Below are 18,742 nucleotides of genomic sequence, written 5' to 3' on the forward strand. Positions count from 1 at the left end.
CTATACGACAATCGTGAAAGGCGCAAAGAAAAGCAGCCGAACTTATGCCATGGCGCCCGCCAAACGCGTTATGTGAAAAGGTATTTGGCTTAAGTAGAATGGATTGACGGCCAAATTTGACTTATCTCCTTTGTTTTATTTAAGAAAAATCTTAAATAAAGTAAAATAATCTTCCCGCCTTAACGCCGATTTTTCCTGCCGTTAACGATGACTGATTAAATTTAATAACGCATCAATTCCGCCCGTTATTCTCGGCATTGAAAACGCAAAAAAATGCCCACCTTGATTTTCAGAAAATCTGCGCTACCGCCGTGCAAAACATCGATTTCAGCGATAAAAAAAGGGATGAGCACGCTCATCCCTTCATCACCTGGCCTCCGCTAACGGATCGTTTCACTCAGCCATTGCCGCAGTTCGGCTAATTCGGCCGCCTGCTGAGGATAGTCCGCCATCAGTCGATCACAGCAGGCGGCAACGGGCTCGCTTCGATACGGGCAGCCCACCAGCATATCCGCCAGCCGCTGCAGCGGGGCGGGATTAAGGCTGTCGGTGAACACCTGCGCGCGAACGATAGCCCCCTTCTCCACATCGAAGAACAGGTCTACGCCGCCCCAGACAAAGCGCTCGTTAAGCAAGTGGCTGAACGCCGGCGCCTTGCCGAAATTCCATTCCCAGCTGCTTTGTTTGGCGAACTGCGCGGCAAAATCGGGCAGATCGGGGAAAACGTCCGGCGAAATGATCTCCGGCTCGGCCGTTTCGCCATAGTGGGCGAAGAAAGCCTGCACGATGGCGTCGCATACCTGCTCATGGCTGATGCCCGGCAAAAACTCCGCCAGATTGGCGACGCGTGAACGCACCGAGGTGATGCCCTTGGCCTGCAGCTTTTTGGGATCGGGATTGAGGTAGTCCGCCAGCCGCTCCAGATCGGCGTTCAGCAGCAGCGTGCCGTGGTGGAAACCGCGATCCTGGGTTTCTCGATAGGCTGAGCCGGATATTTTACGCGGCCCGTCGGCGGTTTCCATCACCAGATCGTTGCGCCCCGACGCGCCAGCCGCGACGCCCAGCTGCCGCAGCGCTTGCAGAATGATGTCGGTCGAGACGCTCTTGTCGTAGCCCGGCTTGCCGGCCATAAAGGTGAAGCAGGTATTGCCCAGATCGTGAAATACCGCCCCGCCGCCGCTGCTGCGCCGCGCCAGCCGAATGCCGTCCTGCTCCATGCGCCGGGTGTTGCACTCTTTCCAGGGGTTCTGCGACTGGCCAATCACCACCGTTTCGGCATTGCGCCACAGGAAGAGAACTTTTTGCGTGGTCATTTCGCGGAAGATGCACTCTTCCACCGCCAGGTTGAACCAGGGATCGTAGGAGTCGGAGATCAGTAAACGCAGGCTGTTCATGGCAGGCACCGTCCAAAACATGAGATGCCGCCATGATACACCAAATCAATGGGTTAAGGCTAAATGCGTCGCGCCTGCCAGTACACCCGCTTCCAGTAGACGTTATCGAGCGAGGAGCGGATCACCCCGCGGCTGGTCGACGCGTGGATAAATTGGTCGTTGGTATCGTAAATGCCGACATGCAGGCCGTTCTCACCGCCGCCGGTTTTGAAAAACACCAGATCGCCCGGCATCAGCTCATCGCGTGAGACCTTGGTGCCCAGCGAGGTCTGTTCTTCGGTCGAACGCGGCAGTTGCATGTCAAAACGATCGCGGAACGTGCGGTAAACAAAGCCGGAACAATCTACCCCGCCCCGATCCAGCCCGCCGTAACGGTATGGCGTGCCGTACCACTGGCGCAACTGCTCATTGAGCTGGGCCACCACCACGATAGAGTCCGCCAGGCGGCCGCTGGGCGGCGGCGCATGGCTGCTGCACCCGGCGAGGATCAAACTGGCTAATAAAAACCACACACGCATCCGCATAATATCCCTTCATTGAACACGTTGCCGCATTATGCCATCCGGTACACCACCACACCGCCTGCGAGGCAAAGCCGGCACCACGTAAGGAGAGCGCTATTTGGCGTTAATTTATCTCCCGCACGGGGAAAAAGGCAAGCGCCATAAGGGAGATAATGACAGGATCGCCGGTTTTGGCCCTATTCCGGCGATTGAGTCTCGGACTTGCTGTTAATCAGCCAGACGCCGAACAGAATAAACAGCGTGCCCAGCGTTTTCAGCAGCGTAGCGGACTCGTTGAACCACGGCAGGATCACCGCCGCCAGATAGACCAGCGCATAACTGACGCTCAACAGAGGATAAGCGCGGTTTAACGGCAGGTGGCGCAGCGCAAAGAACCAACACAGCATCGACAGCGCATAACCGCAGATGCCGCCGCCCACCGCCAACAGCGGCAGCCAGTAGCCGCCGATCAGCGCCAACGAGACGTCGGCGAACGACATCAGCGGGATTTGCACCATGCCCCACTTCATCAGCAACTGCGCCAACGTCACCAGCAACACGCTGGCGGCGCCCCAGGCATAGCCCCTCATGAATGCACGCTCATCAGCAGGATCCCCAACATAATCGACGCTACGCCGCACCAGTGGCGGGCGGTCGTCGGCTCATGAAACAGCCAGCGCGCCGCCAGCGTCACCATCACGAAGTTCAGGCTGAGCATCGGGTAAGCCAGGCTGAGCGGCAGGCGTTGCAGCACATTGAGCCACACCGCCATGCCCAGCCCCAGCAGCAGCACCGCCAGCGCCAACCAGCGCAGCGTCAGCTTCAGCCGCGCCTCGTCCGCCCGTTCCCAACAGTGCGCCGCCTGTTTCTGGCACAGCTGCCCACCACAGGTGAGCAGGCTGACCACAATCACCAACAGAAAACCCATCATGGTTGCTGTTTATACCACATCAGCACCAGGCGGTTCATGCGATCCACCTTGTCTGCGGCGGGCAGTTCCTGCGGCAGCGCTTCGCCACGGGACAGCTGCAGCACCAGCGACACGTTCCCCTGCTTGCGCGCCTGCGCCAGCCACTGCGGGAAGTCGGCATCGCTGATAAGATGCCCCTTGGCGTCCGGGTACTCCAGACCATAGGCCACCTCGCCTTTCTGGCTGTACATCAGCACGTCGCTGCGCTTCAGCTCCCAGGCCAGGCCGGCTGCCAGCCCGACGCTGTCGCTCAACACATAGCGGCTGTCGCTCAGTTCGGCCATCGTGGCGCGGGCAAAGTTTTGCGGCAGTTTGGAATCGGTCACCTGTTGCGGGATGGCGTAACCGATCACCAGGCACAGCAGCACCGGGCAAGCCGCCGCCCAGCGCCATTGGCGGCCGTTGTCGCGTACGGAAACCAGCGCGAACAGCAGCCAGCCGCCGAAAGCGATCAGGCCGAGCACCAGTTTCGGCCACTCCTGCGGAGTAAACAGATGTGCCTTCGGCAGCAGACCGGAGCTCAACACCACCAGCGCCACGATGCCGATCAAGCCGAACAGGCCGTTCAGCCAGGCGTTGGCCTTGAACAGCCTGGCGCGCAGCGTGGCGGCGTAGTCTTCCGCATAGGCGGTCATCAGCAGCGCCAGCGGGGCCATGCACGGCAGAATGTAGGTCGGCAGCTTGCCTTTGGCGATGCTGAAGAAGATCAGCGGCATCAGCGCCCAGCTCAGCAGGAAGAACAGCTCCGGACGCTGTACGCGCTCGCGCCAACCCTTGAGCAGCGCACCGGGCAGCAGCGCCAGCCACGGCAGCACCGCCGCCAGCAGGACCGGCAGGTAATACCAGAACGGCGCCTTGTGCTGGGCGTTATCTTCGGCGAAACGCTGAATATGCTCGACCCAGAAGAAGTAATTCCAGAAATCGGGTTCACGTTGCGCGATCGCCAGCGCCCACGGCAGGCTGAACAGCGTAGCGGTCACGATCGCCACCGGGCCATAGCACAGCAGATCCTTGATGCGGCGTTGCTGAATGACGATCGGGATCACCGCGATCACCGGCACCGCCAGCGCCAGGAAGCCCTTGGTCATAAAGCCCATGCCGCAGGCCAGGCCCAGCAACGCATAAGCGCCCAGCTTGCCTTTGACCGAGGTGGCTTTCAGCGTCAGGTAATAACTGACCATCGCCGCCGCCAGCCACAGCGAGATCATCGGATCCAGCACGCTGTAGGTGCCGATGCTGAACACCAGCACCATCGACAGGAACATCAGCGCCGCCAGGCTGGCGCGGCGCGCATTGCGCCACATCAGCATCGCCAGCGCGAACACCAGCAGCGCGGTCATGCCGGTGCTGAACACCGAGCCGAAACGCACCGCAAAGTTGTTTTCGCCAAACAGCCACTGGCTGATGTTATTGAACCAGTAACCCGCCACCGGCTTTTCGAAATAGCGCAACCCCAGCAGGTGCGGCACGACCCAATCGCCGCGCTGCAGCATTTCACGGCTGATCTCGGCATAACGCGTCTCATCCGGCTGCCACAGCAGGCGGCCGTTAAGCGGGATCAGGTAAACCAGAGCAAAAAAAACGGCCAGCACAATGGCCCAGGATCCTTTTAGCGCCTTCATGTAACGTCCTTCACATCGGTTTGACAGCCCAGCCAACCTTCGCGGCCGGGGAAAGGAGCGCGCTTGATGCGGCCCAACGGCAGTGACGCCAAATCTTGCGGTAACAGCGCGCTCAGCGGACAGAATTCGATGCCCTGCCGCTGTGCGCGTTGCAATAACTGTTCGAACATCGCCGCCTGCGACATGCCTTCCACTTCGGTGTGAATGGTGTACACCGGCACGCCGCGATCGTTCTCGATGGCGCGCAGAATATAGTCGTTGAAGTCGGCCATGCTGACTTCGCTGCCAATCACTTCATCGAAGGTCGGCAGCGTCACCGGGATCTGCACCGTACCGTGGCGCCCGTCGCTCAGCACCGGACGGAACGGATGGGTGCCGCGGCAATCGCTGTTGTAATGGAAGCCGAAGCGTTGTTTGACCTCCAGCACGCGCGTATCGGCGCGCCAGCCCGCCACGGCGGAGCATTTCACCGGCTGGCCGGTGCTGGCGCTCAGGGCGTCGACGCCCAGCTGTACCTGTTCGGTCAGCTGCGCCTCGCTCCACTTGCCGACCCTGGCCTGCCACCCCTGGTGATCCCAGGCGTGCAGCCCGACCTCATGGCCGGCTTCGGCGGTGCGCTTCATCAGCGGCCCCAGCGCGCGTGAAATGTTGCGCCCCGGCCAGGCGGTGCCGGCCAGCAGAATGTCCAGACCGTACAGCGAGGCGGCGTTCGAACGCAGCATTTTCCACAAAAATTTCGGACGCAAAAGGCGCCAAAGATGGCGCCCCATGTTGTCCGGTCCCACGCTGAAGAAGAAGCTGGCCTGAATGTCGTACTTTTCGAACAGATCCAGCAACTGCGGCACCCCTTCACGGGTGCCGCTGAAGGTATCTACATCAACCCGCAGACCGACTTTCTTCATGCACCGTTCCCTTCCTGAACGGTAGTGCGCAGGAAGTAGTCCAGCGTATCGGCGATGGTTTGCTTCATCTCGATGGTCGGCTGCCAGCCCAGCAGGCGGTGAGCATTTTTGATGCTCGGCGTGCGGTGCTCGACGTCCTGATACCCTTTACCGTAGTAGCTGCTGCTCTCCACGTCCTTGAAGCCGGCAAACGGCGGGAAGCGGTCGCGCAACGGGTGGTTGTTGAAGCTTTCCAGCAGCATTTCCGCCAGCTCGCGAATGCTCGCCTCGTTGGTCGGGTTGCCGATGTTGACGATCTGGCCGTCACACAGGCCGTCGCGGTTCTCGATAATGCGGAACAGCGCTTCGATGCCGTCGTTGATGTCGGTGAAGCAACGTTTCTGCGCGCCGCCGTCCATCAGTTTGATCGGCGAACCTTCCACCAGGTTGAGGATCAGCTGGGTGATGGCGCGGGAAGAACCGATGCGCGCCGCGTCCAGGTTATCCAGGCGCGGCCCCATCCAGTTGAACGGACGGAACAGCGTGAACTTCAGACCTTCTTTGGCGCCGTAAGCCCAGATCACCCGATCCAGCAGCTGTTTGGAGACCGAGTAGATCCAGCGCTGCTTGTTGATCGGCCCGACGATCAGGCGCGAATGGTCTTCGTCGAACTCTTTGTCGTCGCACATGCCGTACACTTCAGAGGTGGACGGGAAGATGATGCGCTTGTTGTATTTCACGCAGTCGCGAACGATCTTCAGGTTCTCTTCGAAGTCCAGCTCGAACACGCGCAGCGGGTTACGGGTGTATTCGATCGGCGTCGCGATCGCCACCAGCGGCAGCACCACGTCGCATTTCTTGATGTGATACTCGATCCACTCGGAGTGGATGCTGATGTCGCCTTCCACGAAGTGGAAGCGCGGATTGTCGAGGAAGCGGCTGATGGCGTCAGAGCCGATATCCAGACCGTAGATGTCGTAGCGATCGTCGCGCAGCAGGCGCTCGGTCAGGTGGTTGCCGATGAAGCCGTTGACCCCGAGGATCAGTACGCGGGTGCGGCGTTTCATCGCGGCGTTCGGCTTGGCGGCCAGACGCACGTCGGTGACGATGCCCATTTCCTGCGCCAGGCGGCTGCCCTGCACGTACAGACCGCTGTCGTTTTGACCGGCGACGATCTCCAGCGCGCCTTCGCCACAGGCGATGACCAGCGGCGAGGTGCTCAGCACGGTGCCCGGCTGCTTATCGTGTTGGGTATCCAGCACGCGAGAGCGCCAGACGATCAGCTGGCGCTGGCCGAGGTAGCTGAACGCCCCCGGGTACGGCTCGGTGACGGCGCGCACCAGGTTGTTGATCTCTTTGGCGGATTTGTGCCACAGGATCTCGCCGTCCGCCGCGCTGCGGCGGCCGAAGTAGCTGGCCTGGGACTCATCCTGCCTGGTGAAGGTGGCGGTGCCGTTCTTCAGCTTCGGCAGTTGCTCTTTCAACACGATCTGCGCGGCTTCCAGCACTTTTTTGTGCAGCGTCAGCGCGGTATCGCTGTCGGCGATGGCCACTTTTTGCTGCCCGACGATGTCGCCGGCGTCCGGGCGTTTCACCATCTTGTGCAGCGTGGCGCCGGTTTCGGTTTCGCCGTTCACCAGCGCCCAGTTCACCGGCGCACGGCCACGGTAACGCGGCAGCAGCGAACCGTGCAGATTGAAACCGCCCTGCGGTGCCAGCGACAGGATCTCGTCGCTCAGCATGTGGCGGTAATAGAACGAGAAGATCACGTCCGGCTGCAGTGCGCGAATGCGGTCAACCCACAGCGGGTGGTTTACGTCCTCTGGCGCATAGACCGGCAGATCCAATTCGGCGCCCAAACGGGCCACGGAGGAGAAGAAGTTGTTCTCGCCAGGGTCGTCGGTGTGCGTGAACACGGCCTGCACGTCATAACCCGCCTCAGTCAGCGCTTTCAGACCGGCGCAGCCAATATCATGGTAAGCAAATACAATAGCTTTCATCATTCTTCTTCCTGAGTATTGTGGCCCTGCTGTGCACCGACCACTTTCTGAACAAAATAGCGAGGACGCGCGCGCACGTCGGTATAGATGCGGCCGATGTATTCACCCAGTAGCCCCATGCCGACAAACTGGGCGCCGATAAAGGTGAACAGGACGGCGAAAAGGGTGAACACGCCGCCGGCGGCCCATTCAGGGCCGAGCAGCAGACGCAGCGCTATCAGCACCAGCGCCAGCACAAACCCGGACAGCGCCACGATGCTGCCGACCACGCTGAGCAAACGCAGCGGCGTGGTGGTCAGGCAGGTGATCAAGTCATACATCAGGTTGATCAGCTTCATCAGGCTGTACTTGGAGTCGCCAAACTCGCGTTCGGCGTGACGCACGTCGATCTCGGTCGTGCGGCGGGCGAAGGTATTCGCCAGGATCGGGATAAAGGTGCTGCGCTCATGGCAGTGCAGCATCGCCTCAACGATATGACGACGGTAGGCGCGCAGCATGCAGCCGTAGTCCCCCATCGACTTGCCGGTGGCGCGTTGAATCATCATGTTGATCACGCGCGAGGCGCTTTTGCGGAACCAGGAGTCCTGACGGTTGGCGCGCACGGTGCCCACCACGTCATAGCCCTCTTCCGCCACGCTGACCAGCCGTGGGATCTCCTCCGGCGGGTTCTGCAGATCGGCGTCCAGCGTAATCACCAGATCGCCGGTCACCTGATTGAAACCGGCCATAATGGCCGAGTGCTGGCCATAGTTGCGGTTCAGCAAGACGGCGATCACGTGGCTATCCGGCTTTTCCGCCGCCGCAGTCAGCATGTCAGCGGAGTTGTCGCTGCTGCCATCGTCGACGAGGATGATTTCATAAGGTTGAGATAACTGCTTACAGGCGGCAGTAGTCCGCTCCAGCAACGCCGGCAGGCTTTCCTGCTCGTTGTATACCGGGATGACTACCGAGACTTTTTTAATCGGTTCAACGCGAGGCACGTAAAGACTCCACAACAGAAGACAAGGCATTGACCACGCGATCCACGTCGGCGTCGGTCATATCAGGGAATAGCGGTAAGGTGCACAGCCGCGCCGAGTTCCATTCGGTATTCGGCAAAGAAAGCTGCGGATAACGCTCACGGTAGAATTTCTGAGTATGCGCGGCGCGGAAATGCAGCCCGGTGCCGACGCCAACCTCTTTCAGGCGCTCCATCAGTTGGTCGCGATCGATGCCGCAACGCGCGGGATCGACGCGGACCATAAACAGGTGCCAGGCGTGATCATGCGGATAATCCGGCACGCCCAACGGTTGGAACGGCGAGCCTTCCAGCGCGCTCAGGTAGCGCTGTGCGAGCGCCTTACGGCGCGCGTTCAGCTCAGCAAAGCGCGACAGTTGCACCACGGCGATCGCCGCATGAATGTCGGACAGGTTGTATTTGTAACCCGGCTCCACCACTTCGGCCTGCGGTTTGCGGCCAAGCTGCTGGCGATCGAAGGCATCGACGGCCAGACCGTGGAACTTCAGGCAACGCAGGCGATCCGCCAGCGCATCGTCGTCGGTGGCGATCAGGCCGCCTTCGGCGCAGGTCACGTTTTTAATCGCGTGGAAAGAGAAAATCGCCGTGCCGCGTGCGCCGACCCATTCGCCGTTGTAGCGCGTGCCGACCGCGTGGGCGGCGTCTTCGATCAGCGGCAAGCGATGGCGTGCGGCTACGGTGCGCAGCGCATCCATTTGCAGGGGAGCACCGGCGTAATGCACCGGAACAATCGCTTTGGTGTTCGGGGTGATGGCAGCCTCGACATCGGCGGCGCTGACCATCAACGTATCACGGTCAACGTCGATCATCACCGGCGTGGCGCCCAGCAGCTCGATCATGTTGAGGGTGGAGACCCAGGTTTGCGAAGGGGTGATGACTTCGTCGCCGGGGCCGATACCCAGCGCCATCAGCGTGATGTGCATACCCGCCGTGGCGGAACTGACGGCGATGGCGTGCTTACAGCCGAAAGTGGAGCAGAAGTCGCTTTCCAGTTGCTGGTTTTGCGGCCCGGTGGTGATCCAACCGGAACGCAACACTTTCTCTACCGCGGCGATTTCTTCATCGCCGATGGCCGGACGAGAGAAAGGCAAAAATTGATCCATAGTTAACCCCAAACGTATCGAGCTGCTTTTGATGACACTGTAAATCCCTTTCGTTTAACGAATATTAAACGCCAGAGAAGAATCGTTTCCGTGGATTAACTGACAATGTAAGGCCGCAAGCTTAACTAAACCTTAAGACGAGACGTGTCATCAGTGGGAGAACTGATGGATAGGTGCCGTCATCATTAATTTAAATTCACTATGAAAATCAATTTATTATATATATTAATAATTATTTACTTATTTTATTTTTGCCGAATCAAGCCTAGCACGTCATTGACGTTTTTCAATAAAACCCACGATAAAATGAGCGGTGGAACAATAATAGCCGATGATTACCCGGCTATTTATATTCACTACGTTTAGTTTTCGTTTACATTTATGCTACCGGGACGAATTAAGCCGTGCGCGTCATGATCCAACGCTGGTTCCCCACCCATTGCAGGTGAAAATCCACTTCATAGATCTGCGACAACAGGTCGGGCGCCATCACCTCACGGGTGATGCCCTGCGCCACCAGCTGCCCAGCGTGCAGCAACCAAACCCGATCGGCCTGCTGCAGGGTATGATTCAGATCGTGCGCGCACACCAGCGCGCTGCGCCCACTTTGACAGAATTCGCGCAGCAGGCGATCCAGCGCGACCTTTTGCGCCACATCCAGGCTATTGGTCGGTTCATCCAGCAACAACAATCGGCTGTGCGGATTGACGCTGGGCCACACCTGCAGCAACACCGCCGCCAGCCGCACCCGCTGCCATTCGCCACCGGAAAGCTGCGTCAACGTGCGTGACAGCTTATCCACCAGCTTCAACCGCTGGCATAGATAGAGAATGGCGTGCTCCACCTCGGTTTGCGCCGCGCCGGCAGGCCGGTGCAACGCCAAATACTGAAACACCGGCATCAGCGACACCGGCGGCTGTTGCTGGCTGAGATAGCCGCGCCGGCATGCCAGCGCGTGCCCCGGATAATCGGCCAACGCGCGTCCGTCCAGGCAGACTTCGCCCAGCCCCGGCAGCATGCCCGCCACCCGCGCCAACAGGGTGCTCTTCCCTGCGCCATTGGGGCCGATCAGGTGAACCTGCAACCCGCCGTCAATCTGTGCCGAAAAAGGCGCCAGGCGCCCCGCCACCCCAACCTCAACGAGTTGCAGCATCTGTCTTATCCTGCCAGCGCTTGTTTCACCGCCGCCACCAGCGCCGGATCTTCCGGCGTAGTGTCAGGCGAGAAGCGCTGGATCACCGTGCCGTCGCGCGCGATCAGGAATTTCTCGAAGTTCCACAGAATATCGCCGGGGTGCTTCGGCGCACGCCCTTTGCTGGTCATCCGCGCCAGAAACTCGCTGCCCTGCGGTGCGACAGCCTCCGGCTGTGCGGCAATCAGCGCCTGGTACAGCGGATGACGGCGTTCGCCGTTCACCTCAATCTTGGCGAACATCGGGAATTGCACGCCGAAGGTGCCACGGCAAAACGCCAGGATCTCTTCGTTGCTGCCCGGCTCCTGGCCCAGGAATTCATTGGACGGGAACCCGAGGACTTCCAGCCCTTGATCGCGATAGGCTTCGTACAGCGCTTCCAGCCCTTCGTACTGTTTGGTCAGGCCGCACTCCGAGGCCACGTTGACCACCAGCAACACCTTACCCCGGTAGGCGCCCAGCGTGGTCGGCTGATTTTCAATGGTTTGTAACGGCAGGTTGTCGATTGGCTTGCTCATCGGTTGTCATCCTTTGGTTTTTTAATGGCAGGTGAATGAAGAGAACTACCTTACGCCTTTTGCCCGGGTCAGTAACCAGATAAATAGCGGCGCCCCCAGCGTGGCGGTCACCACGCCGATCGGCAGCTCGGCCGCCAGCAGCGCAATGCGGGCAACCACATCGGCCACCAGCAACACCCCGGCCCCGGCCAGCGCGCAGGCCGGCAACAGATAGCGTTGGTCGGTCAGGCCGATAAGCCGCAAGATATGCGGGATCACCAGCCCAACGAAGCCAATCACCCCGGCGAGCGCCACGCTGACGCCGACCAGCCAGCCGATCGCCAGCACCAGCAGGTTACGCCACAGATGCAGCGACAGCCCTAGTTGCCGCGCCTGTACCTCGCCCAGCGCCATCAGGTTGAGCGCTTTGCCCTGGCCACACAACCACAGCAGCACCGGCAGCAGCGCCAGCACCAGCCACTTTTGGCGCCAGTCGACCCCGCCGAAACCGCCCATCATCCAGTACATCAGCTGCCGCAGATCGAGGCTGGTGCTGAAATAGACCGCCCAGGTCATCAGCGCGCTGCACACGATGCCCAGCGCTACGCCGACCAGCAACAGCCGCGCATTGGTCAGACGTCGGCGGCGAGCGAAGCCCAGCAACAGGAAGGTCATCGCCAGCGCACCGGCTATCGCGGCGGCGCTCATCAGCGCCACCGGCAACAACCCCTGCCCCAACAACACCGTCAGCACCAGCGCTACGCCGGCGCCGTTAGCGACGCCCAGCAGACCAGGCTCCGCCAGCGGGTTTTCAAACAGCGCCTGCATTACCGCGCCCGCCACCGCCAGGGCGGCACCGACCAGCATCACCGCCAGCGCGCGCGGCAAACGCAGTTGCCAGACGAACAGTTGCGCCCGATCGCTGAACCACTCTGACGGCCATATCCATTGGTCGCCGGCGCAAAGGCTGAACAGCAACGCCACCGCCACGCCCAGCGCCAACAGACCGATCTGGCGTTTATCGCGGTAGCGTTGATGTTGCAACAATAAGGTGAAGGTACGACTGGTTGGCATGGCGCGGCGGTTCCCTGCCGGCCGCTGTCGTGGCCGGATAATTGACGTTTGAGTCGAATATTAGGGGGTTAACGCCGCAAGGGGAAGCCTTGCGTGGATGATGGCGCAGGAAAGCAGCGGCTGGCCTTGCCCGTCATCGCAACGATGATGGCAAAACCAGCCGCCGATAAACTCAGGGTTAACGATGCGGGCCGGCGTTGCCCGGTGGATAAGGCTGGCCGCGGCCGTCATCGCGGCGGTCGGAGGCACCGCGATCGTCATGATTGCGCTCGTGGTCGCGATTATCGCGATCGCCGCGGAACGGATTACCGCTGCGTGCCGGCTCACGGTGATCATTGCCACGCGGCGGCGATGGCTGCCAGCGGCCGCCGTCCCAGTACATGCCGCGCGCATTGCGCTCACCCAGACCGCGGCCCTGATGCGCATGCCACCACTGCGGTGGACGCCAGTCGTAACCATCCCAGTAGTAGCCGCGACGGTCCTGATCCCCCAGATGCAGAGAAACGCCCGGCACATTGATATCGACAGAGACATCGGCCTGCGCCGCCAGCGGCAGCAACAGCGGGAAACACATCAGCAACAGGATCTTTTTCATTTTACCTTCTCACTCTATTTTTCTTGCTGCAGTGGTTATATCAGCGCGTTTATTTAACCACTATCTCACCGATGCCTATTTTCAGATTGTTTTCGACGGCCTTACACAATCCCTACACTGTTTGCCCTCGCCTTTAATTATCATAACCGCTGATAAGGCTTAACGAATAACTGACGGCTCTCAAGCGGCGTGGCAATTATAATTAAGCGAATTTCCATCGGAGGAGAATAAGATGATTAAACGTATAGGCAGCCTGCTGGCCGTTGTGGCCCTGACAGCAAGCCTCAGCGCCTGCTGCTGGGGCCCGCACTGGGGCGGCGGCCACCGTGGCGATGGCCCTGGCCATTATCACGGCCGTTATTGAAGCGAAAACAATGCCACTCACCAAATAAGAGTTAAGAATATTCCGAAATCGAGCTTAAATAAACTTTCGCCGTAGCGTTTGAACGCAGGATTTTAATTCTTACATTGCCCATTAGGAATAAACTGAATTTTATCCCAAAAAAGAAAAAGGCCGCGCAAGCGGCCTTTTTTGATATCACACGTCACTCACCCTTTCGGGCTGGCGTTTTCTACCCGGCTTTTCAGCTTCTGCCCCGGACGGAAGGTCACCACGCGGCGCGCCGTAATCGGAATGTCTTCGCCGGTCTTCGGGTTACGCCCCGGACGTTGGTTCTTGTCACGCAGATCAAAGTTGCCAAAACCCGACAGTTTTACCTGTTCGCCATTCTCAAGGGCCCGACGGACCTCTTCAAAGAACAGTTCCACCAGGTCTTTGGCGTCCCGTTTGCTAAGCCCAAGCTTCTCAAACAGGTGTTCTGACATTTCAGCTTTAGTAAGCGCCATAGGTTCAATCCCTCAAGGATGCTTGGAATCGCTGTTTTAGAGCCTCTACGCATTTTGCAACGGTAGCGGCTATCTCCTCTTCTTCCAGTGTACGAGCGGTATCCTGCAATACCAGACTGATAGCCAGGCTCTTGTCACCTTCTGCCACGCCCTTGCCACGGTACACGTCAAACAAGTTTACGCCAACTACCTGATTTGCGCCAACTTTCTTACACTCGGCCAAAATATCTTCTGCGGGGACGTTTTCAGCCACCACAACGGCGATATCACGGCGGTTTGCCGGGAAGCGCGAAATCTCCCGCGCCTGAGGCACGGCGCGGCTCGCAAGCTTGTTCCACTCCAGTTCAAACACCACGGTGCGGCCGTTAAGATCCAGTTTACGTTCAAGTTCCGGGTGAATCACACCGATGAAACCTACGCGTTCGCCGTGCAAATAAATCGCCGCACTCTGCCCTGGATGCAGGGCCGGATTGGCTTCCGCCCGGAACTGAATTTCGGATAATTTACCGGTCAGTTCGAGGACAGACTCCAGATCCCCTTTTAAATCATAGAAGTCGACGGGCTTGCGCGCCAGATCCCAATGCTCATCGTGCGTATGGCCGGCGATCACGCCTGCCAGCATGACGTCCTGACGAATACCCAGATCTGCCGCACTATCAGGCACAAAGCGCAGGCCGCTTTCGAACAGGCGCAGACGCGTCTGCTGACGGTTCTGGTTATACACCACCGCAGACAGCAAACCGGTCCACAGCGACAGGCGCATCGCCGACATTTCGACCGAAATCGGGCTCGGCAGGATCAGCGCTTCTTCATTCGGGTGCAGCAGCGCCTGCACTTTCGGATCGACGAAGCTGTAGGTGATCGCTTCCTGGTAGCCGTGATCGACCAGCATGGTCTTCACGCGCTTGAGCGTCAGATCGGCTTCGCGATGCTGGGTCATCACCAGATCGGCGCGCACCGGCACATCCGGGATGTTGTCGTAGCCGTAAACGCGCGCCACTTCTTCCACCAGATCCTCTTCGATTTCCATATCGAAACGCCAGCTCGGCGCGACCGCTTGCCAGCTGTCGCCCTGCTCGGTCACCTGGCAGCCCAGGCGGCGCAGAATGTCGCTGACCTGCTCGCTCGGCACCACGTGGCCGATCAGACGATCCAGCTTCTCGCGGCGCAGCGTGATGGTAGCGCGCTTCGGCAGTTCGTTTTCGTGGGTCACGTCGATAACCGGGCCGGCCTGTCCGCCGCAGATGTCGAGCAGCAGGCGCGTGGCGCGCTCCATCGCTTTGTACTGCAGCGCCGGATCGACGCCGCGCTCATAGCGGTGAGACGCATCGGTGTGCAGGCCGTGACGGCGTGCACGGCCGGTGATCGACAGCGGGCTGAAGAAGGCGCATTCCAGCAGCACGTCCTGAGTTTCCCCGTTGACGCCGGAATGCTCGCCGCCGAAGATGCCGCCCATCGCCAACGCTTTTTGATGATCGGCGATCACTAAGGTGTCGGCGCTCAGTTTGGCTTCGTTGCCGTCCAGCAGCGTCAGGGTTTCCCCTTCTTCCGCCATGCGCACCACGATGCCGCCGTCGATGCGGCGCAGATCGAAAGCGTGCATCGGCTGGCCAAGCTCCAGCAGCACATAGTTGGTGACGTCTACCACGGCATCGATAGAACGGATGCCGCAACGACGCAGTTTTTCACGCATCCACAGCGGGCTTGGCGCCTTGACGTCGATACCTTTCACCACGCGCCCCAGATAGCGTGGGCACGCCTGCGGCGCGTCAACGCGGATCGGCAGCGTGGCGTCGATGGTGGCGGCCACCGGGCTCATGTCCGGCTCGGTCAGCGCAACCTGGTTCAGTACGCCCACGTCGCGCGCGACGCCGATGATGCCCAGGCAGTCGGCGCGGTTTGGCGTGACGCTGATCTCGATGGTGTTGTCGTTCAGTTTCAGATAGTCGCGGATGTCGGTGCCGATCGGCGCATCCAGCGGCAGCTCGATGATGCCGTCATGATCGTCGGAAATGCCCAGCTCGGAGAACGAGCACAGCATACCTTCCGAAGGTTCGCCGCGCAGCTTGGCGGCCTTGATTTTGAAGTCGCCCGGCAGCACCGCGCCCACGGTGGCGACCGCCACTTTCAGGCCGGTACGGCAGTTCGGCGCGCCGCAGACGATGTCAAGCAGGCGATCGCCGCCTACGTTAACCTTGGTGACGCGCAGTTTGTCGGCGTTCGGATGCTGACCGCACTCGACCACCTCGCCCACGACGACGCCGTTAAACGCGCCGGCAACCGGATCCACGCCGTCCACTTCCAGGCCGGCCATGGTGATTTGATCGGATAATGCTTCGCTGCTGATGGCCGGGTTTACCCACTCGCGCAACCAGAGTTCACTGAATTTCATGTGATATTCCCGCCTTACTTAAACTGTTTGAGGAAACGCAGATCGTTTTCGAAGAATGCGCGCAGATCGGTGACGCCGTAACGCAGCATTGTCAGGCGCTCCATGCCCATACCGAAGGCGAAGCCGGAGTAAACTTCCGGATCGATGCCCACGTTGCGCAGCACGTTCGGATGCACCATGCCGCAGCCCAGCACTTCCAGCCATTTGCCGTTCTTGCCCATCACGTCCACTTCAGCGGACGGCTCGGTGAATGGGAAGTAGGACGGACGGAAACGAACCTGCAGGTCTTCTTCAAAGAAGTTGTTCAGGAAATCGTGCAGCGTGCCCTTCAGATTGGTGAAACTGATGTCTTTATCGACGATCAGCCCTTCCATCTGATGGAACATCGGGGTGTGCGTCTGATCGTAGTCGTTACGATAAACGCGGCCCGGCGCAATGATGCGGATCGGCGGCTGCTGGTTCTTCATGGTGCGGATCTGCACGCCGGAAGTCTGGGTGCGCAGCAGGCGCGTGGCGTCGAACCAGAAAGTATCGTGGTCGGCGCGCGCCGGGTGATGCCCTGGAATGTTCAGCGCGTCGAAGTTGTGGTAATCGTCTTCAATCTCTGGGCCGGTGGCAACGGAGAAGCCCAGCTCGCCGAAAAAGGTTTCGATACGGTCGATGGTGCGGGTTACCGGATGCAGACCGCCGTTTTCCATGCGACGGCCCGGCAGGGAGACGTCGATGGTTTCAGCCGCCAGGCGCGCGTTCAGCGCAGCGCTTTCCAGCGCGTTCTTACGCGCGTTCAGGGCGTCTTGCACCTCCTGCTTGGCCTGGTTGATCACCGCGCCGGCCACCGGACGATCTTCCGCCGGGACGTCGCGCAGAGACTGCATCTGCAAGGTGAAATGACCTTTCTTGCCAAAATATTCGACGCGCACCAAATCTAACGCGGCAACATCCTGGGCATCTTCTACGGCTGCCTTGGCATTGGCAACCAGCTCTGCGAGATGTGGCATTGCTTTCCTCTTCCTCTGGCCGGGATGGCCCTAAGTAATTGTTATCTATATTCGAACACGCCTTTGAGCAATCTTCAAAGACTTTTCAATGCGTTGCCGGCCGGGCGGCTCACCTGAGCTGAACGCCAGCCGTACTCACCGCAACGCGTTGCAAGGCGGGACGATGGCCAAAAACAAAAAAGCCTCCACGAGGGAGGCTTAGGCGCTACTTTTCGTTTCTTTTCTTACGCGCAAAGCCTCCTGAAATCAGGCGCTAAAGTAAAAAAAGAAACGAAAAATAGCTGCGTGCATGATTGCGGTACCTTGTCGATGATTGCCCACCAGTGATATAGCTGCGGACAATGAAAGTCAATATTTGTCGCTGAAAACAAAGATTAAAAGAGGGAGCAAGCTCCCTCTTCTACTGACTTACGCCAGAGCTGCTTTCGCTTTCTCAACCAGTGCGCCGAAGGCCACTTTGTCGAAGACTGCGATGTCAGCCAGGATCTTACGGTCAATTTCGATCGACGCTTTTTTCAAGCCGTTGATGAACTTGCTGTAAGACAGACCGTTCTGACGAGCAGCTGCGTTGATACGTGCAATCCACAGCTGACGGAACTGACGCTTACGTTGACGACGGTCACGGTAAGCATACTGGCCTGCTTTGATTACTGCCTGGAAGGCAACACGATATACGCGCGAACGGGCACCGTAGTAGCCTTTCGCCTGCTTCATAATTTTCTTGTGACGTGCGCGTGCAATTACACCACGTTTTACGCGAGCCATATGCTCTCTCCTAAAGTCTTATTCTAAATTCAAAAAAAATGGCTTATGCGTACGGCAGGCACGCGGTAACCAGGACCAGATCGTTTTTAGACACCATGCCTTTCGGACGCAGGTGACGTTTACGCTTGGTTGCTTTTTTGGTCAGAATATGACGCAGGTTGGCATGTTTACGCTTAAAACCACCGCTGCCGGTTTTTTTGAAGCGCTTGGCTGCACCACGTACAGTTTTAATCTTTGGCATTTTAATTAAATCCACTTCGCATTGTTAAACAACGAATCAGTTGGGCGAATAAAACCCACACAGCGCAAGCGCCGCGCGGGTTCCATTACTTGTAAGCCTTACTGTTTCTTCTTAGGAGCGAGCACCATAATCATCTGGCGGCCTTCGATCTTCGTAGGGAAGGATTCGACCACTGCCAGATCCATATCTTCACACAGGTCTTTACGGACGCGGTTAAGCACTTCCATACCGATCTGCTGGTGCGCCATCTCACGCCCGCGGAAACGCAGGGTGATTTTGGCTTTATCGCCATCTTCCAGAAAGCGAATCAGGTTGCGTAGTTTGACCTGATAGTCGCCATCATCGGTGCCAGGACGGAATTTGATTTCCTTGACCTGAATAACTTTTTGCTTCTTCTTCTGTTCTTTCGTCGACTTGCTCTTCTCGTAGAGGAATTTGCCGTAATCCATGATTCGGCAAACTGGCGGTTCGGCATTTGGGCTGATTTCTACTAAATCAACGCCCGCTTCCTCAGCTTTTTCAAGAGCTTCATTCAGACTGACAATACCAATCTGCTCGCCATCGACGCCGGTTAGGCGAACTTCTTGCGCGCGAATTTCTCTGTTAATGCGATTAGGACGCGCCGGTTGAACTCGTTTTCCGCCTTTAATA

General features: G+C 58.9%; 21 protein-coding genes and 1 other annotated feature. Of the genes, 1 reads left to right on the forward strand and 20 read right to left on the reverse strand.

Annotation, left to right across the window (positions count from 1 at the left end):
* Nucleotides 1–380 precede the first annotated feature (380 nt).
* The 13 genes from ACJ8HN_RS06985 to ACJ8HN_RS07045 all read right to left on the reverse strand — a co-directional run bounded on the left by ACJ8HN_RS06985 (nucleotide 381) and on the right by ACJ8HN_RS07045 (nucleotide 12,849).
* On the reverse strand, nucleotides 381–1,394 hold the full coding sequence (locus ACJ8HN_RS06985; RefSeq protein ID WP_442523208.1) for a lipoate--protein ligase A: 1,014 nt from the start codon (nucleotides 1,392–1,394) through the stop codon (nucleotides 381–383).
* 59 nt (nucleotides 1,395–1,453) lie between these two features.
* Nucleotides 1,454–1,918, reverse strand: a complete 465-nt coding sequence (locus tag ACJ8HN_RS06990) for an NlpC/P60 family protein (protein WP_016927954.1) — start codon at nucleotides 1,916–1,918, stop codon at nucleotides 1,454–1,456.
* A 176-nt stretch (nucleotides 1,919–2,094) separates the two neighbouring features.
* On the reverse strand, nucleotides 2,095–2,487 hold the full coding sequence (gene arnF, locus ACJ8HN_RS06995; RefSeq protein ID WP_049234262.1) for a 4-amino-4-deoxy-L-arabinose-phosphoundecaprenol flippase subunit ArnF: 393 nt from the start codon (nucleotides 2,485–2,487) through the stop codon (nucleotides 2,095–2,097).
* Entirely contained in the window at nucleotides 2,484–2,828 is a 345-nt protein-coding gene (gene arnE, locus ACJ8HN_RS07000) for a 4-amino-4-deoxy-L-arabinose-phosphoundecaprenol flippase subunit ArnE (protein WP_033653923.1), read from the reverse strand. The genes arnF and arnE overlap by 4 nt, the downstream gene beginning before the upstream one ends.
* Entirely contained in the window at nucleotides 2,825–4,489 is a 1,665-nt protein-coding gene (gene arnT / locus ACJ8HN_RS07005) for a lipid IV(A) 4-amino-4-deoxy-L-arabinosyltransferase (RefSeq protein WP_442523209.1), read from the reverse strand. The genes arnE and arnT overlap by 4 nt, the downstream gene beginning before the upstream one ends.
* Nucleotides 4,486–5,391 (reverse strand): 4-deoxy-4-formamido-L-arabinose-phosphoundecaprenol deformylase, encoded by a 906-nt coding sequence (gene arnD / locus ACJ8HN_RS07010; RefSeq protein WP_033646311.1) that lies wholly within the window; start codon nucleotides 5,389–5,391, stop codon nucleotides 4,486–4,488. Before arnD ends, arnT begins: the two co-directional genes overlap by 4 nt.
* Nucleotides 5,388–7,370, reverse strand: coding sequence for a bifunctional UDP-4-amino-4-deoxy-L-arabinose formyltransferase/UDP-glucuronic acid oxidase ArnA (arnA, locus tag ACJ8HN_RS07015; RefSeq protein ID WP_049196158.1), 1,983 nt, complete (start codon nucleotides 7,368–7,370; stop codon nucleotides 5,388–5,390). Before arnA ends, arnD begins: the two co-directional genes overlap by 4 nt.
* Nucleotides 7,370–8,380, reverse strand: coding sequence for an undecaprenyl-phosphate 4-deoxy-4-formamido-L-arabinose transferase (gene arnC, locus ACJ8HN_RS07020; protein WP_194243198.1), 1,011 nt, complete (start codon nucleotides 8,378–8,380; stop codon nucleotides 7,370–7,372). Before arnC ends, arnA begins: the two co-directional genes overlap by 1 nt.
* Complete coding sequence (gene arnB / locus ACJ8HN_RS07025; protein ID WP_172904825.1) at nucleotides 8,337–9,491, reverse strand: UDP-4-amino-4-deoxy-L-arabinose aminotransferase; 1,155 nt, start codon at nucleotides 9,489–9,491, stop codon at nucleotides 8,337–8,339. Before arnB ends, arnC begins: the two co-directional genes overlap by 44 nt.
* Before the next feature lie 397 nt (nucleotides 9,492–9,888).
* Nucleotides 9,889–10,644 carry a vitamin B12 ABC transporter ATP-binding protein BtuD gene (btuD, locus tag ACJ8HN_RS07030; RefSeq protein ID WP_047567824.1) on the reverse strand — a complete coding sequence of 252 codons (756 nt, stop codon included), beginning with the start codon at nucleotides 10,642–10,644 and terminating at the stop codon, nucleotides 9,889–9,891.
* A gap of 5 nt (nucleotides 10,645–10,649) precedes the next feature.
* Nucleotides 10,650–11,201: a glutathione peroxidase gene (locus ACJ8HN_RS07035; protein ID WP_033638331.1), complete on the reverse strand. Its 552-nt coding sequence runs from the start codon at nucleotides 11,199–11,201 to the stop codon at nucleotides 10,650–10,652.
* 45 nt (nucleotides 11,202–11,246) lie between these two features.
* Nucleotides 11,247–12,254 carry a vitamin B12 ABC transporter permease BtuC gene (gene btuC, locus ACJ8HN_RS07040; protein ID WP_033638330.1) on the reverse strand — a complete coding sequence of 336 codons (1,008 nt, stop codon included), beginning with the start codon at nucleotides 12,252–12,254 and terminating at the stop codon, nucleotides 11,247–11,249.
* A 178-nt stretch (nucleotides 12,255–12,432) separates the two neighbouring features.
* On the reverse strand, nucleotides 12,433–12,849 hold the full coding sequence (locus ACJ8HN_RS07045) for a DUF2502 domain-containing protein (protein ID WP_103798607.1): 417 nt from the start codon (nucleotides 12,847–12,849) through the stop codon (nucleotides 12,433–12,435).
* Between the two features lie 232 nt (nucleotides 12,850–13,081).
* Between ACJ8HN_RS07045 and ACJ8HN_RS07050 the strand changes: the two genes are divergently transcribed.
* A complete protein-coding gene (locus ACJ8HN_RS07050; RefSeq protein WP_033653919.1) occupies nucleotides 13,082–13,213 on the forward strand; it encodes a hypothetical protein in 132 nt (43 codons plus the stop codon).
* 185 nt (nucleotides 13,214–13,398) lie between these two features.
* Here ACJ8HN_RS07050 and ihfA read toward each other — a convergent pair whose 3' ends face one another.
* The 7 genes from ihfA to infC all read right to left on the reverse strand — a co-directional run bounded on the left by ihfA (nucleotide 13,399) and on the right by infC (nucleotide 18,741).
* Nucleotides 13,399–13,695 carry an integration host factor subunit alpha gene (ihfA, locus tag ACJ8HN_RS07055; RefSeq protein ID WP_004931414.1) on the reverse strand — a complete coding sequence of 99 codons (297 nt, stop codon included), beginning with the start codon at nucleotides 13,693–13,695 and terminating at the stop codon, nucleotides 13,399–13,401.
* A 4-nt stretch (nucleotides 13,696–13,699) separates the two neighbouring features.
* Nucleotides 13,700–16,087, reverse strand: a complete 2,388-nt coding sequence (pheT, locus tag ACJ8HN_RS07060) for a phenylalanine--tRNA ligase subunit beta (RefSeq protein WP_442523210.1) — start codon at nucleotides 16,085–16,087, stop codon at nucleotides 13,700–13,702.
* Nucleotides 16,088–16,101: 14 nt separating this feature from the next.
* Nucleotides 16,102–17,085, reverse strand: coding sequence for a phenylalanine--tRNA ligase subunit alpha (gene pheS / locus ACJ8HN_RS07065; protein ID WP_442523211.1), 984 nt, complete (start codon nucleotides 17,083–17,085; stop codon nucleotides 16,102–16,104).
* Nucleotides 17,086–17,257: 172 nt separating this feature from the next.
* Nucleotides 17,258–17,380, reverse strand: a sequence feature (Phe leader region).
* Nucleotides 17,332–17,376, reverse strand: coding sequence for a pheST operon leader peptide PheM (gene pheM / locus ACJ8HN_RS07070; protein ID WP_121626058.1), 45 nt, complete (start codon nucleotides 17,374–17,376; stop codon nucleotides 17,332–17,334). Its footprint overlaps the feature before it by 45 nt.
* A 113-nt stretch (nucleotides 17,381–17,493) precedes the next feature.
* Complete coding sequence (rplT, locus tag ACJ8HN_RS07075; protein WP_004931417.1) at nucleotides 17,494–17,850, reverse strand: 50S ribosomal protein L20; 357 nt, start codon at nucleotides 17,848–17,850, stop codon at nucleotides 17,494–17,496.
* A gap of 43 nt (nucleotides 17,851–17,893) precedes the next feature.
* Nucleotides 17,894–18,091: a 50S ribosomal protein L35 gene (rpmI, locus tag ACJ8HN_RS07080; RefSeq protein ID WP_004931418.1), complete on the reverse strand. Its 198-nt coding sequence runs from the start codon at nucleotides 18,089–18,091 to the stop codon at nucleotides 17,894–17,896.
* 98 nt (nucleotides 18,092–18,189) lie between these two features.
* Nucleotides 18,190–18,741, reverse strand: coding sequence for a translation initiation factor IF-3 (gene infC / locus ACJ8HN_RS07085; protein ID WP_048233542.1), 552 nt, complete (start codon nucleotides 18,739–18,741; stop codon nucleotides 18,190–18,192).
* Nucleotide 18,742: the final 1 nt, after the last annotated feature.

It is taken from the genome of Serratia sp. CY29653 (assembly GCF_052169255.1).
Taxonomy (GTDB): Bacteria; Pseudomonadota; Gammaproteobacteria; order Enterobacterales; family Enterobacteriaceae; genus Serratia; species Serratia sarumanii.